Consider the following 15,613-nt stretch of genomic DNA (forward strand, 5'->3'; position numbering starts at 1 on the left):
GCTGTTAACGTACGTTCAGGCAAATAGAAATGATACATCTTGTAGCGTCCATTCGGATTGATCGGCGTAGCGAAACGAAACATTTTCGAAAGTAATGTCAAAAGAATTAAGTTGCGCGGGTGGTGTTTGTACAAAAAGAGGAGGAATACTCATCAAGGCTTCGATCCGCTCTAATCCAATTTCCATTAAGTCGAAGACGCTTGCAAGCCCTGTAAGTTGAGCAAGTGGTTCGCTAAAGCGCATAGCGATCGCCACTAGTGCAAATAACGCCGCAATCGAAAGACTTCCTTGCAAAACAAATAGTGTTCCTAGGCTGATGACGCTAAAAATACCAACTTCAACGACAGTTGCCATAGCAATCAGCGGTAAATTTACCAATCGTTGTCCTCTTGATTGCACATCACGTTGACGAACGAGTGCAGCTTGCAAATGATTTTCTGGTGAAGCGATCGCAAAGGAAGTTGCCCGCATCTCCAATTAAGCCCGTCAGTTGTACTCCGGCGTTAGCAACTTCTAGCAGTAATGCAGTAAATGGATCGGACACAACAACCTGAGAAGAGTTATTTATTGGGTTATAGAAGAAAGCAAAATTAACTCCCAATTGGTCATTGAGCCAAGAAGACTTTAAACCTATCTCGTAATTCCACTGTAGCTAGAAACAGCAGCGCGAAGATTGCCACTGTGTTGTGCTAAGAGTTTATCACCTTCTTCTTTTGTGACACCCGTCCAGTGCATGAGTAATGCAAGCTTGACCCAATTACCACTTTGCTCTAGTAGTGTAGCGGCAGCAGCGCGGTCGAGTCCTGTTAAATCGTGTAAAATCCGAATTGCGCGATCGCGTAGCTTGGTATTAGTCACAGCAACATCGACCATGCGATTCCCGTACACTTTTCCTAGCTGCACCATCACCCCAGTTGAGAGCATATTTAATGCTAACTTTGTTGCGGTTCCTGCTTTGAGGCGCGTTGAACCTGCTAAAATTTCGGGTCCAACCAAAAGGCGAATATCAACATCAACATCAGCACTGACTTGTTCTACAGGGACACAGGCGATAAAAATAGTTGTGGCACCGCGTTCGCGTGCGGCTTGTAAAGCACCATGCACGTAGGGAGTTGTCCCTCCGGCTGTTATTCCGACAACTACATCGAGTTGGGTGACGTGACGTTGGGCGATCGCATTGTATCCATCTTCGGCTTTGTCTTCTAAATCTTCGGAACTGCGTACCAAAGCGCCAGCGCCACCTGCAATAATTCCTTGAACTAGTTCAGGAGAAGTACAAAATGTTGGCGGACACTCCGCCGCGTCTAACACGCCTAATCTGCCACTTGTACCTGCGCCAATATAAAATAATCGACCTCCATGATGTAAAGCTTTGGCGGTGCAGTCAATCGCCGCAGCGAGTTCGTGTTTTGCCGCTGCGACAGCTGCGATCGCGTTTTGATCTTCCTGATTAAAAAGTTCGACAAACTCTAAGGAACTCAACTGATCCAAGTTTCGACTATTAGTATTGACCTGTTCTGTCAATAGATGACCGCGCCCCTCTGCTTGAATCATGCTGTTTGCTCCTGCGATTGAAATCTGATGCTGTATATTACAGTAGTCCTTCTAACTTACGCCGAATATCGTCGAGGTCTAGGTTAGATTCTTCAGATTGAGTCTCTAACTGCCAATCAGTCTCTTCGACATTATGTTCGGGAGGAAGCGCTAACCCGCCTTCAGGAATCAGTTCCCAATCATAATCGGCGCTTTCGCAAAAGTCCTTGATTTCCTCAGCATCCATGGCTTCAATAGTTGGTGTAGGAAAGTCTTGGGCTTCTAGCATCAGCGCAAAGCGAGTTGCATCATCTTCGGCTTCAAACATCAAAACGCGATTGCGATCGCCGACGCGAATAGTATGAATACCTTCGTTCTCAGTGCGGGCATTAAATAACAAAACAAAAACACGCATGGGAGTAATCATGTTGTCTCCTTCTTCTTTATGGATTATGGTACAGTTACAAATTTCAGCAATCATTTGTAACAAAAACGGTAACTACAATCTCATAATTTACTAGCTACTTGATACTGATATCGGTATTTTATAAGTGTGTCATTTGTCCTTTACGCCATCAGTAGCCTTCAAGTGTAACTTGTAAACTTCAATGAAGAATCCCCCTGAGCTCGATAACCAAACCGATGAAAGACGTTCCGAGCGATCGCGATCGTTACTAAGTTATCGCACTGGAATTGCCATCGGTGCTCCTTTATTGTTGGGACTCGTAGCAGGTGGGTGGTGGTTGTGGACTTTTGTCAACGAGCAGTTAGCACCACTTGTAGAACGCAATTTAACGCAAACGCTCAATCGACCTGTACAGTTAGGACGGGTAGAACGGTTTTCTCCAACAAGTTTACGCTTTGGTGCTTCCGCAATTCCCGCAACCGCGACCGATCCAGACCGCGCTTCAGTCACTGCTGTAGATGTCACTTTTAACCCTTTACAACTTTTAATTACTCGCACATTAAGTCTCGATGTTACCTTAGTCAATCCTGACGTTTATCTAGAGCAAGATGCCGAGGGACGCTGGATTTCTACCACTTTAGCAGCCGAAGAAGGAACAGGACTAATACAAACGGAACTCGATCGCATTCGCTTCCGTAATGCTAATGTCGTCCTCGTACCTAATCCTGAGGCAAGAAACGAACCTATTGCGAACCAAGCAACAAAAGCATCGGTTACAGTCACCCAGGGCAATGGATTTGCGCAATTTTTAGATAATAACGATCTCATTCGCTACAACATTAGTGGCAATTTAGCAACTGAAGGGAATATTGAAATTAATGGTGAATCGCAGCTGAGCACCGAACGCACTAACTTACAAATTCAAGCACAAAATGTCCTTGCCTCAGAAGTGACGCGCTTGATTGATTTACCACTCGATCTGCAAGGTGGACGCGTTGACGGGAACTTAAACGTTCAATTGCGACAAGCACAAGAGCCTAAGCTGTTTGGTACTGCACAGCTGAATAAAGTTACCGCGAAAGTGGAACAGCTACCGCAGGCGTTTAATAATTCTAGTGGCACACTTGGTTTTCAGGGTACGCAAATTTGGCTCGATAACGTTCAAACAAGTTACGGAAGTATTCCGGCGATCGCCAACGGCGTACTCGATACTGAAGCAGGTTTTAATATTGCAGCAAGAGTGCCATCTGTAAGTTTTGCAAATGCTCAAAAAACTTTAGGATTGGATCTGCCAGTACCCGTTGCAGGCGAAGCTAGCGCCGAAATTCAACTTAGCGGACCTATCCAAACGCCGACATTATCTGGTAGCGTCAGGACGACCAAGCAAGCGCGCGTTGACCGAGTTGATTTTAAAAATATGAGTGCGCGATTTGCCTTTGCACCTACCGAATCGGTAATTGCGTTTAGAGATATTCAAGCCGTACCAACAGTAGGCGGTCAAATTACTGGCGGCGGTACTGTACGAATTGGAGACACGCCAGGACTAGGATTTAATCTCGATGCGCGGAATATTCCTGGTGATGCGATCGCGCGGCTTTATGGTGCTGCACCGAATTTTCAAATCGGGACAATTCAAGCACGCGCTAATGTTGTCGGTTCGCCAACGCAACCGCAAACACTTGTCAATTGGCAAGCAGCAAATGCGACGTATCCGGCACGCGGGCAAATCTTAATCGCTAATGCACAAAACTTGCTATTTCGCAATACCACTGTCGATTTTGCTGGTGGTACGCTACGCGCCGCCGGACAGTTAACGAATAATCAATGGCAAGCCACCGTACAAGCATCAGGCGTTGAGTTAGGGCGCGTGGCAGAAGTTCCGCCAGCTTTGCAAGCGCCGATTAGTGGCACGTTTAACATTGCGGGTTCTACCGCGTCGTTTCAGCCAGACCAAATTCAGGCGACAGGTTCAGGACGTTTAAATGTAGCGGGTGGAACGGTTACCGCCTCAAATATTCAACTGGCACAAGGTCGCTGGCGCGCGCAAGTTCAAGCATCAGGCGTGCAACTCGGTTCTTTAGTTCCCCAAGTACCACCGCAATTTCAAGGCGCGCTGACGGGAACGTTTAATCTTGCTGGGACAACAGCGGCGTTGCAACCAGAAACGATAGTAGGTACAGGTTCAGGACGTTTAAACGTCGCGGGTGGAACGGTTACCGCCTCAAATATTCAACTGGCACAAGGTCGCTGGCAAGCGCAGGTTAACGCTTCACAAGTAGAACTCGCGCGGTTTTCAGAACAACTGCAAGGTCAGTTAGATGGTCAGTTGCGCGTCGCAGGTACTGTAGATTCGTTCGATTTAGCCGATGTGCGAGCAGTTGGCAATTTACGCTTTTCCCAAGGAATTGGACCTGTACAGCAACCGCTAACAGCGACGATTGGTTGGGCTGGCGATCGCGTCATTGTCGAACAAGCCACCGCACCGAATTTAAGCGCTAGAGGACAGATTGCGGTACAAACTGCATCCGGCGTCCCTGAAGTCACCGAGTTGAATCTCAACGTCCAAGCACAAAATTACAGTTTACAAGAATTACCTTTTGCGCTACCCGCAGCAGTGAATCTTGCCGGAAGTGCAGATTTTACAGGTAACATCACGGGAACTTTAGCCGCACCGAATGTTGTCGGTGCGTTGCAACTGCAAAACTTGGCAGTTAATGATTTAGCCTTTGCCCCACAGTTAACTGGGAATGTTCAGCTAACAGCAACTGAAGGATTACAGTTAGACGTGTCTGGTGGCGAAGACCAAATTACGGTGAATTTAGATCCTGAGAATCGTCCAGTTTCTTTTTTAGTACGGCGCGATACTGCAATTGCGAGAGGGCGCAGTGTTGGCGAAGATCTGTTAGTCAACATCGAGAATTTTCCTTTAGCGGCACTAGAGTTAACACCCGATTTACCAGTATTAGGTAATGCCCCGATTTCTGGACAACTCACAGGCGATCTTACGGTAAATCCAACAACGTTTGCGATTACGGGAAATGTGGCGATCGCCGATCCGGCAATTGGAACGCTTACGGGCAATCAATTTGTCGGACAAATTAGCTTTGCTGATGGAACAGGAACGCTGAGTGGAGGCGAGTTTATCCAAGGAGATGGTCGCTATGCATTATCAGGAAGTGTTACGCAAACTCCAAGTGGACCTGAGTTTGAGGCGCAACTTAGCGTTGCTGATGGTCAAGTACAAAGCGTATTAACAGCATTGCGGTTTTTTAATATAGAAGACTTCCAACGCGGGTTAGAACCACCAACCTATGCCGGTGCTAGTACGCTGAATACAACACCTGTAGGAATGCCCGATGCACCGTTGTTAACTCAAATCCGCCGTTATTCCGAGATCGCAACGCTTTTGCAGCAACAGCGCCAACAGCGCGAAGATGCATCGCCATTACCTGCACTTGCAGATTTTCAAGGGACATTTAGTGGCACGGTTGCGGTGAGTGGTTCCTTGCAAGCTGGCGTCACCGCCAATTTTGATTTGCAAGGTCAGAATTGGCAATGGGGTGATTACAATGCAAATCAAGTGATTGCCCAAGGGAACTTTGAAGACGGTGTTTTAACGCTACTTCCGCTACGAATTCAATCGGATGAGTCGCTACTTGCTTTTACAGGGCAAATTGGCGGGACAGAACAATCAGGTCAATTGCAGATAACGAATTTTCCGATTAGCACGTTAACGGATTTTGTCGATTTACCCATCGATGTGACTGGGCAACTGAATGGTTCAGCAACTTTAGCCGGAACAGTAGAAAATCCGCAAGCGATCGGAGAATTAGAACTGACCGCCGGAACCTTAAATGATAGACCTGTCGAGTCAGCAACGGCAAGCTTCAGCTATGCGAATGCTCGATTTAACATCGGCAGTAATGTGGTTGTTGCTGGACCTGAACCAATCGTCATTACTGGTAGCATTCCTTTAGAGCTACCTTTTGCCTCAGTCACGCCTGATAGCGACCAAATTAGTTTAGATATCAATGTCCAAAACGAAGGTTTAGCATTAATCAATTTATTAACTGATGCTGTTGCTTGGGAAGCAGGACAAGGACAAGTACAACTACAAGTACGCGGAACAACGCAAGAACCTGTTGCGACAGGAATTGCGACGATTAATAATGCCACAATCACTGCTCAAGCTTTACCTGCACCTTTAACTGATGTTACAGGAACAATCAACTTCAATCTTGACCGCATCCAAGTTGATAGTCTTCAAGGTAATTTCTCGCGCGGTAATGTTGTCGCGCAAGGTGTCATTCCAATTTTTAGTAGTTTTTCACCCGCCGATCCAGATTTTGCCAATCCGCTGACAGTGAACCTCAATCAGCTAACGCTCAATCTTGATGGTTTATATCGTGGTGGTGCTAGCGGAAATGTAATTGTCACAGGAAGTGTCCTCAACCCAGTGATTGGCGGGCAAGTTGAACTCGCTCAAGGTGCAATATCTATTCCAGAAGAAAACGGAAATGGTTCGACACCAGGTACTGCAACACCAACTGTTCCAACGTTAGCTGCTAATCAAGATGAACCTGGAAATATAGAGTTTAGTAACTTACAACTCACACTAGGCAACGGAGTGGAAGTCACTCGTCCACCAATTATCAATTTAGAGGCAACAGGTTCAGTAAATGTGAGTGGTGCACTGAACGATCTGCGCCCAGATGGCGTGATTCGTTTGCGTCGCGGTGGCGTAAATTTATTTACGACTCAGTTTGTTTTGGCGCGCGGTTACGAACATACAGCCACGTTTAAACCGAATCAAGGACTCGATCCTGAATTAGATATTCGCCTTGTAACGCGAGTACCAGAAATTACGCGCACTAGAGTTGCAACTTCACCGTTATCGGGCGATATTACACAACCGCTGGCAACTGACTTGGGTGGTTTTGAGACAGTACGCGTTCAAGCTGATGTCCAAGGTCCTGCGAGCCAACTTTTTGAGAATTTAGAACTAACAAGTAATCCTACACGCAGTCAGTCAGAAATTGTGGCTTTACTCGGCGGTAGTTTTATTGATACTCTGGGGCGCGGGGATAGTGTTCTAGGGCTTGCTAACTTAGCAGGAACAGCTTTATTAGGTAACTTCCAAGGTGCAGTTACAAATATTGGTAATGCTCTTGGTTTATCCGAGTTACGTTTATTTCCCACTGTTGGTACAGAATCTGGAGGGCGAACTTCGGCACTCGAATTAGCCGCAGAAGCTGGAATTGATGTCTCTGGAAATCTCTCGGTTTCTGTCTTGCGAGTTTTGACATCCGATGACCCAACCCGCATTGGTTTGAACTACCGACTTAATGACCAATTTCGCGTCCGTGCTGCAACAGATATTACAGGAGAAACACGGGCAATCTTAGAATACGAAAATCGATTTTGAATTATAGGTGTTGGTAATGGGTAATAGGTAATTGGAAATTGAGTTTCATGAACATCAGCATTAAGACGGCTCATATAACAATTGACCATTTATCTATTGACAGCCTTGAGGGCAAATCACAACTGGAATAGACTCGCTATATCTTTATCAATTATCAATTACCAGTTACCAATGACCAATATTTTTACCTACTTATTCAGCTAGACTTGCTGATTCGTTAACTTCAAATTTAGAATAGATAAACCCAAAATTCCTAAAAATAAGACTAAGCCAATCGTGCAAGCATAACTCATTTCTAGGTTACGAAAGGCTTGCTCGTAGAGGTAATAAACAATTGTCTTCGAGCTATTGCGCGGTCCCCCCTGTGTCATAATATATACTTCTTCAAACACTTTTGTGGCGGAAATTGCGGAAATTACAGCTACTAAAACAATATAAGGTCTCATCAACGGTACTGTAATATCCCAGTGTTTGCGAATACCATCCGAACCTTCGATCGCAGCTGCTTCGTATAAGTCGGCGGGAATCGCTTGCAACCCAGCAAGATAAATCACCATATAGTATCCTAGTCCTTTCCAGACGGTGACTGCCATCACGCTAAATAGCGCCCACTGCGGACTTGTTAACCAGGGAATACCTTTTTCTGATAAACCAACTTGCCGAATGATTTGGTTGAGTAAGCCATTGCCATCATAAATCCACCGCCAGGCAATTCCCGCAACAACCATGGAAATGACAACTGGGGTGTAGTATGCTGCCCTAAACCAATGCATTCCGCGTAGTTTTTGATTGACTAAAATTGCCAGTGCTAAAGGGGCGATCGCTAAAACTGGAACGACGCAGACAAGATAAAGTAGCGTATTACCTAATGTTTGCCAAAAAACGGCATCATTCCACAGTCGTTGAAAGTTTTCCCACCCGATCCACTGCGGTGGCTGCGTTAGGTCGTATTCGTAGCGCGTAAAGCTGAGGTAAAACGCTTGCAGTGCAGGCCAAAATACAGTTAAACCCAAGATGAGTAAAGCTGGTAACAAAAACAAGTAGGGAGTTAGCTTGTGTTGAATTGTCCCCCAGCGGGCTAATACTGATTTTTGCATAAAGGCTTATATCAGAGGTCAGAGGTCAGGGCGATTGTGTCTCTACCATATCGACCAGTGCTGTATATTACTGCTAGTTCAACTAATAGAATATTGCCGGACGATTGGTAATTAGCCATAAAAAAGATACTTTGACTTAGCGACTTAAAATTTGGGCGATCGTGCGGTTAGCTTGCGCGCCGTAGCTACCACCGAATAAATTGTAATGATTCAAAATGTGATAAAGATTGTATAGCGTTTTGCGGGTTTCGTAACCTCGATCCAACGGAAAAATCGCGTTGTAACCCTGATAGAATGCAGCAGGAAAACCACCAAATAATTCGGTCATGGCAAGATCGACTTCGCGATCGCCGATATAAGTCGCCGGATCGAAAATAACGGGTTCGCCGGTCGTCGTACACGCAGCATTACCTCCCCATAAATCGCCGTGAACGAGCGATGGTTGCGGTTGATGTGCTAATAAATCTGGAATTGCAGCTAACAATGCTTGCTGCTGCGGAAAATGTCCGCCGCGTCGATTGGCTAATTTAAATTGATAGCCCAAGCGATGTTTGGCAAAAAATTCTGCCCAATCGGTTGTCCAATCATTGATTTGGGGTGTTGAGCCAATTGTGTTATTTCGCTCCCAACCAAAAGCAGCTTGGTTAGTGATTGACATTACATCAAACTTGTGCATAGCGGCAAGTTTTCGCCCCATTTCTTCCCATGTTGAGTTATTGCCGCGACCGAGTTCGATCCACTCTAAAACGAGATAACAAGCATTTGCGACCGTTCCCCAACAAATGGGCTGCGGAACTCGAATTGTTGCCGTCGCCAACATCTGTTGCAATCCCAGTGCTTCTGCTTCAAACATGGCGACTTGGGAAGGGGAATTGAGCTTTACAAAGTAAGTATCTGTCTCGCTACTGATGGCGTAGCCTTGATTGATACAACCGCCACCGACTGCACGCGCTTGATTGACAGTAAACGCTTTTCCCGTTACTCTGCTAATATGCTGGGCAATTTCTGACCAATTCATGCTGGTTTGAGGATAACAACACCGTAAGCATTGGACGACAAGTGCTGCTGTGCAGCAATTAGTATATCAGTAGCATGAATACTTTGGATTTTAGCTGGGTACTCAAAAGCTGGTTCGAGATCGCCAATCATCGAGTGATAGTATCCGTAGAGACTAGCGCGATCGCTAGGTGTTTCGTTGCCAAAAATGAAACGATTGGCGACTTGAGTACGAATACGCGCGATTTCTGACTCTTGTACAGGTTGCGTTTGAATCGATTGGATATGTCGGGCGATCGCCGCTTCCACAATCGGAATATTTTCCACAGGTAACGCCGCAGAGATATAAAAGGTTCCTTGAAGCAGTTGTGTCATATTACTCACAGAAATGTGCGAGACTAAGCCTTTTTCTTCGCGCAGTTCCCGCACTAGGCGTGAAGTACGACCGTGACCTAAAATCGCAGCCACAACGTCTAAGGCATACGTTTGCTCGATCTGCATCAATCCTGGAACGCGCCACACCATCACAAGGCGTGCTTGCTGCAAACTTTCATCAACATATTCTTGACGGACAATTTCTGTAAACGGTGACTCACAAGCCATGACCCGCTGAGACGCGTGCGGCGTGAGGTATGAGGTATTTGCTTGGACAAATCCCTTGCTAACAATTTCTATAAGTTCTTCTGCGGGTAAATTGCCAACGGCAACAGCTGTCATCGACTGTGGTTGATACCATGTTTGATGAAAATCGCGCATCTGCTGCGGTGTCAGGCGGGAAATCACTTCAGCTGAACCGATGACAGGGCGACGATATGGTAAGCGCTCAAATGCAGTTTCCATCGCGCGTTGAAACGTGCGGCGGCGAGGATTATCATCCGAACGACGAATTTCTTCTAAAACAACCAAGCGTTCGCGCTCAAAGCCATCGTCAGGGATGGTGCAATTTAATACAACGTCGATTTGTAGCGGTGCTAGCTGTGCAAAGTCTTTTGGCGCTGTTGTAATGTAGTAATGCGTATAATCTTGGCTTGTTGCTGCATTTGTGACTGCACCCCGTTCTTCGATCAGCTGCTCAAATTCCCCACTACATAGTCGCCGTGTACCTTTGAATACCATATGCTCTAAGAAATGAGCCATACCGTTGATTGCGTCTGATTCTACAGCAGAACCAACGTTAACCCACAAGCTAAGATTCACGGCTTCGATTGGCATTTGCTCCGCCACAACTGTTAAACCGTTGGGTAATCGATGCAACGTTGGGGCGTTTAGCCTTGGAGGCAATACAGTGGATGTCATTTGTGCTACTTCAGGGTTCAGTACTTTTATATCTTACCCACTTAGCACCACTTGATTGAGGTAGTTAAGTCGCTGTCGCTAACGTCATCACCATAAACGGTAGACCTGCTAGGAAACATGTAATAAATACCCATACAGAAAAACTTTGGATGTCTTCCTGGGCGATCGCAGATTTCATTTGAGTTATTGCTAGAGGAAATACCGTCAACAAGAGTGTAATGACAACAAAGTAGTCTAATAGTGACATTCTTTATTCCTAGACAGCGCTTTACCCTGAATAATGTCGCTTTTGCAGTAGCTATGACTCTTTCTTGGGTTTAGTTATTTATTTTTAACACTTATCACTATAGTTAAATCATCTTTTTGCCATTGTCTGTGTTTGAGAATACAAAGAAATTTTATTGCTCATTATTTTGAGCGCGAACTCGCAAACGACATTGAGCAATATTTGATGTTTTATGCTACTCAAAAATGTATTCTTAAATACACAAAATTCTTATTCTAAAATAATTCTTTAGTTAGACGGTAGTGCGATGACGAGCAAATACCATAGCTATTAGCAGGAAAAACAAATCGCAACGCATATTTAGTTCCTGGGAACTTTATATATTTGGCTTATGTTTATCTTAGTACATAGCTAAATCTATAATATGTCCCAGGATTTTTTGTAGAATTCATCAGCGATAGTGACTGTGCTAGCAGGCGATCGCCAGTATTAAAACAATAGTAAATTTGACTGATTATTAATAAACGCGTGGCTAGTCATTTAACCGGAGATGATATTAATTTAAACAGCCAAAAACCGTTGAATTACATCTTGACTTAATTCGCTTGTGTGACCAGAAGCAACGATACCACCTTTTTGCATTGCATAATAACGGTCTGCTTGACGAACAAAGTGGAGGTGTTGTTCTACGAGTAAGACTGAAATTCCTGTTGTCGCAATAATCCGACGAACCGCAGCTTCAATTTCTAAAATAATTGAGGGTTGAATTCCTTCGGTAGGTTCGTCTAAGACAAGTAATCGGGGTTGTCCCATTAAAGCACGCGCGATCGCGAGTTGTTGTTGCTGTCCGCCACTCAAATCACCGCCCATCCGCGATAACATTGTTTTTAAGACAGGGAAAAGGTCAAAAATCTCCTCAGAAATTTCTTGTGTTCGTTTGTTGTGGCGTCGGGCTTCGAGTCCGAGTAATAAATTTTCCTTGACAGTCAAGCGCGGAATGATTTCTCTTCCCTGGGGAACGTAGCCGATACCGAGTTTAGCACGTTGGTCGGGGGTTTTTGAGTTAATGATTGCTCCATGAAATGCGATCGCACCGCTACGAGGACGAATTAGTCCCATAATTGTTTTGAGCAATGTTGTTTTACCAACACCGTTGCGCCCGATGAGACATACCATTTGTCCGACGGGAACGCTTAAATCTACATTACGCAAAATGTGACTTTCGCCGTAGTAAACGTTGAGGTTCGAGACTTGTAGCGCATGTTCTTGACTCACAGAAGTTGGTTCTAGAGCGATCGCATCGCGGGTATAACTCATAGTTTGCTATTTTATTGAATGCAGTAAATTACAGTTCCGATCCTGAAGCTTCGAGTTCTAGCGAGTGGGATGCTGAATCATCCATCGGTTGTCCTAAATACACTTCAATCACTTTAGGATCGTTTTGCACTTGGTCGATGTTTCCTTCACACAACACTGAACCTTGATGAAGTACAGTGACTTTGCGCGCAATCTGGCGAACGAATTCCATATCGTGTTCAATCACTAAGATCGAATGACTTTGAGCTAAAGCGAGTAACAAATTGCCGATATTTTCGGTTTCTTCATCGGTTAACCCAGCGACAGGTTCATCAACGAGTAATAAATCGGGTGATTGCGCAACTAACATACCAATTTCCAAGCGCTGCTTTTCGCCGTGTGAGAGTAAACCTGCGGGTATATCTGCACGGGAAGTTAAGCCAATCGTTTCGAGTAAACCTGCGATTGAGTGACGTTCAGCGTTTTTTGGCTTACCAAATAAAGTTGACCAAACATTTTTTTTGCGGTTGCTAGTAAGTTCGAGGTTTTCTCTGGGTGTGAGGTTAAGGTAAACTCGTGGAGTTTGAAACTTACGACCAATTCCGAGTCTTGCGATCTGGTGTTCGCTAAGCGATCGCAAGTTACGTCCTTTAAATAAAACGCGCCCTTGTGTTGGTTTAGTTTTGCCAGTAATCACGTCTAAAAAGGTCGTTTTTCCGGCACCGTTTGGACCAATAATCACGCGGAGTTCGCCAGTATCTAGACTAAAATTGAGATTATTTAAAGCTTTAAAACCGTCAAAGCTAACTGTAACGTTTTCAATTTCTAATATCTTTTCTTGCATAGTTTACTTTTGATTTAGTTTTTGTTTATTAAAAATAACAAACCACGAAGGCACATAAACATGTCAGCGGCTTTCCGTAGGGTAAGGTAAAAAGAAGTTATTTGTTGATTATTGGTCAGTTTTTGCCTCTAGTTCTTGTCTTTCTTGTTGAACTTCGGGGTCTTCTTCTAAACTAGGGTAGGTGAATGCTTGTTTGCGACCCCGTAAACGTTGAAATCCTTCATTACGCAGCCAGCCGACGATACCATCGGGCAGTACTGTGACAACAATTAAGAAGAGTGCGCCTTGGAAGAACAACCAAATTTCAGCAAATTGTTCGCTTAAGAAGCTGCGGGCAAAGTTTACGAGTAATGCACCAAGAATTGCACCGACAAGTGTTCCTCTCCCGCCAATTGCAACCCAAATGACCATTTCAATTGAGAAGGCAACATCCATGAGTCTAGGGGAGACTGAACCACTTTGCAACGTATACATTGCACCGGCGATTCCTGCTAGTGCGCCTGAAACGGCAAAAACGAGGACTTTAAATTCAGTAGGGTTATAACCTGAAAAACGAACGCGGCTTTCATCATCGCGAATTGCCATTAATAAACGTCCAAAACGCCCACTTGTTAGCCAGCGGCAAAGCGCGTAAGCACCAATTAACAGTAAAATTGTTAGTGTATAGAAGGTAAATTGGGCAGCTTGCGTATTAACTGATGCGCCTAATAATGTTTGAAAGTTTGTTAAACCGTTAGTACCGTTGAATAGCTTTTGTTGTCCGTTAAAGAAGTTGAAAAAAACAATAGTTGCTGCTTGGGTGAGGATGGAGAAATAGACACCTTTGATGCGATTGCGAAAGACTAAATAGCCGAGTAATCCGGCAAGAATTGCTGGAATTGTGACAACTGCAAACGTAGCGAAGGGAAATGAATAAAAAGGTCGCCAAAACCAGGGTAATTCAGTAACGCCATACAAACTCATAAATTCTGGCAGTCCGCCGTCAGCATCTTCAAGTTTGATATGCATGGCGATCGCATATCCGCCCAAGGTAAAGAAAATGCCGTGTCCTAAACTCAGTAAGCCAGTGTAGCCCCAAATTAAATCAATTCCTAAAGCAACTATTGCTAAGGCTAAAAAGCGCCCTAATAAATTGAGGCGAAAACTTGTTAATACAGCTGGCATGACAAAGATTAACAGCAGTGCGATCGCAACTACAATCGTAGCTTCAATTAACAATGCCCGTTGCCGTTTTTTTCCTTTAACTCCAATGTGCGAAACTGCATCCACTGCTACTTCTCCTTAGATCCCTTCTTTCTTTTTCATTAAGCATCAACCGTGCGACCTTTTTGTGGGAATATTCCCCCAGGGCGTACTTGTAAAAATGCAATAATTAACGCAAATACCATTACCTTCGCCATACTTGTCGTTGCAAAGAAGGTAAAGAAATCTGCCAGTGGTTGAATTGGTGTAAATAGAATTGCTAACGTACCTGAACCCACAAGATAATTAACAATACCAATTGCTAAAGCGGCGACAATTGTACCCACTAACTTGCCTACACCGCCAACCACTACAACCATAAAGGTATCGACGATGTAGTTTTGTCCGGTATTAGGTCCAACAGAACCGAGATAACTAATCGCGCAGCCAGCCACGCCAGCTAAGCCCGAACCTAGTGCAAACGTGAGTGCATCAACTTTTTGCGTAGGAATTCCCAAACACGAACTCATGCTGCGGTTTTGCGTGACAGCGCGGATACGCAATCCCCAAGGCGATCGCTGTAAGAAGTAGTAAAGTCCAGCAACACACACGATTGTTAAAGCAATGATAAATAATCGCGCGTACGGCAATTGAAAGTTACCTACGGGTAAACCACCACGCAGCCAAGTCGGTGAAGATACATCGACATTTTGGGCGCCAAACCAAGGTTGAGTAACAGCTAACTGATACGTATCGGCGAGGAATCTACCTGCGGCGATCGCAATTCCCAACGATAATGGTAATAATGCAGCGACAAACCATTTACGCTGAGGACTTTGACGGCGATTTAATATCCACAAACCACCAAAAAATAACAAGCAAAAGATTCCTATCCCGATCGCCAAAACCCAATTGACACTCCGCACAAACTGCTGCAAAATTAAGCTCACACCCCAAGTTGCCAGCAGTGTTTCTAAAGGTCGTCCGTAGAGAAAACGAATCACGCCGCGTTCGAGAATTAATCCGACTCCCGCGGTGACAAAAAACGCCAAGATTAATGCGAAGAAAATGTAAATATCAAAAAAAGGTTCAGCAAACTGTCGAAAGCCATTTTGGACGACAAAAGTCGTGTATGCGCCAAGCATCATCAATTCACCATGCGCCAAATTGATAACACCCATCAGTCCAAAGACTATCGCGAGTCCTAGCGCTGCAATAAGTAAAACAGCACCAATACTAATTCCATTAAATAAGCCGTCAAACAATCCTATCAGCACTTATCTTCTCCCATTGCGGAGTAAAGAACAGGTAA

Annotated in this window: 12 protein-coding genes; 1 reads left to right on the top strand and 11 read right to left on the bottom strand. The window is 44.8% G+C overall.

From position 1 onward, the window contains the following. Positions 1–15 precede the first annotated feature (15 nt). The 3 genes from B1A85_RS24340 to B1A85_RS06145 form a co-directional block, all read right to left on the bottom strand. Positions 16–471, bottom strand: coding sequence for an ABC transporter ATP-binding protein/permease (locus tag B1A85_RS24340; RefSeq protein WP_210404196.1), 456 nt, complete (start codon positions 469–471; stop codon positions 16–18). A 159-nt stretch (positions 472–630) separates the two neighbouring features. After that, on the bottom strand, positions 631–1,554 hold the full coding sequence (gene murQ / locus B1A85_RS06140; RefSeq protein WP_104545991.1) for an N-acetylmuramic acid 6-phosphate etherase: 924 nt from the start codon (positions 1,552–1,554) through the stop codon (positions 631–633). A 37-nt stretch (positions 1,555–1,591) separates the two neighbouring features. Continuing rightward, positions 1,592–1,960, bottom strand: coding sequence for a DUF3110 domain-containing protein (locus tag B1A85_RS06145; RefSeq protein WP_104546317.1), 369 nt, complete (start codon positions 1,958–1,960; stop codon positions 1,592–1,594). A 181-nt stretch (positions 1,961–2,141) separates the two neighbouring features. Between B1A85_RS06145 and B1A85_RS06150 the strand changes: the two genes are divergently transcribed. After that, positions 2,142–7,364 carry a translocation/assembly module TamB gene (locus B1A85_RS06150; RefSeq protein WP_104545992.1) on the top strand — a complete coding sequence of 1,741 codons (5,223 nt, stop codon included), beginning with the start codon at positions 2,142–2,144 and terminating at the stop codon, positions 7,362–7,364. Positions 7,365–7,564: 200 nt separating this feature from the next. Here the strand turns inward: B1A85_RS06150 and B1A85_RS06155 are convergent, their stop codons facing one another. The 8 genes from B1A85_RS06155 to urtB all read right to left on the bottom strand — a co-directional run bounded on the left by B1A85_RS06155 (position 7,565) and on the right by urtB (position 15,578). Continuing rightward, positions 7,565–8,461 (bottom strand): carbohydrate ABC transporter permease, encoded by an 897-nt coding sequence (locus B1A85_RS06155; RefSeq protein WP_104545993.1) that lies wholly within the window; start codon positions 8,459–8,461, stop codon positions 7,565–7,567. Between the two features lie 136 nt (positions 8,462–8,597). After that, complete coding sequence (locus B1A85_RS06160) at positions 8,598–9,479, bottom strand: fructosamine kinase family protein (RefSeq protein ID WP_104545994.1); 882 nt, start codon at positions 9,477–9,479, stop codon at positions 8,598–8,600. Next, positions 9,476–10,753: a pitrilysin family protein gene (locus B1A85_RS06165; protein ID WP_104545995.1), complete on the bottom strand. Its 1,278-nt coding sequence runs from the start codon at positions 10,751–10,753 to the stop codon at positions 9,476–9,478. The genes B1A85_RS06160 and B1A85_RS06165 overlap by 4 nt, the downstream gene beginning before the upstream one ends. A gap of 64 nt (positions 10,754–10,817) precedes the next feature. Next, positions 10,818–11,000, bottom strand: coding sequence for a hypothetical protein (locus B1A85_RS06170; RefSeq protein ID WP_104545996.1), 183 nt, complete (start codon positions 10,998–11,000; stop codon positions 10,818–10,820). 540 nt (positions 11,001–11,540) lie between these two features. Then, a complete protein-coding gene (gene urtE / locus B1A85_RS06175; RefSeq protein WP_104545997.1) occupies positions 11,541–12,296 on the bottom strand; it encodes an urea ABC transporter ATP-binding subunit UrtE in 756 nt (251 codons plus the stop codon). Positions 12,297–12,324: 28 nt separating this feature from the next. Then, positions 12,325–13,119 carry an urea ABC transporter ATP-binding protein UrtD gene (gene urtD / locus B1A85_RS06180; protein ID WP_104545998.1) on the bottom strand — a complete coding sequence of 265 codons (795 nt, stop codon included), beginning with the start codon at positions 13,117–13,119 and terminating at the stop codon, positions 12,325–12,327. A gap of 108 nt (positions 13,120–13,227) precedes the next feature. Beyond that, on the bottom strand, positions 13,228–14,283 hold the full coding sequence (gene urtC, locus B1A85_RS06185; RefSeq protein ID WP_371681635.1) for an urea ABC transporter permease subunit UrtC: 1,056 nt from the start codon (positions 14,281–14,283) through the stop codon (positions 13,228–13,230). A gap of 140 nt (positions 14,284–14,423) precedes the next feature. Further along, complete coding sequence (gene urtB, locus B1A85_RS06190) at positions 14,424–15,578, bottom strand: urea ABC transporter permease subunit UrtB (protein WP_104545999.1); 1,155 nt, start codon at positions 15,576–15,578, stop codon at positions 14,424–14,426. Positions 15,579–15,613 lie beyond the last annotated feature (35 nt).

The organism is Chroococcidiopsis sp. TS-821, assembly GCF_002939305.1.
Classification (GTDB): Bacteria; Cyanobacteriota; Cyanobacteriia; order Cyanobacteriales; family Chroococcidiopsidaceae; genus Chroogloeocystis.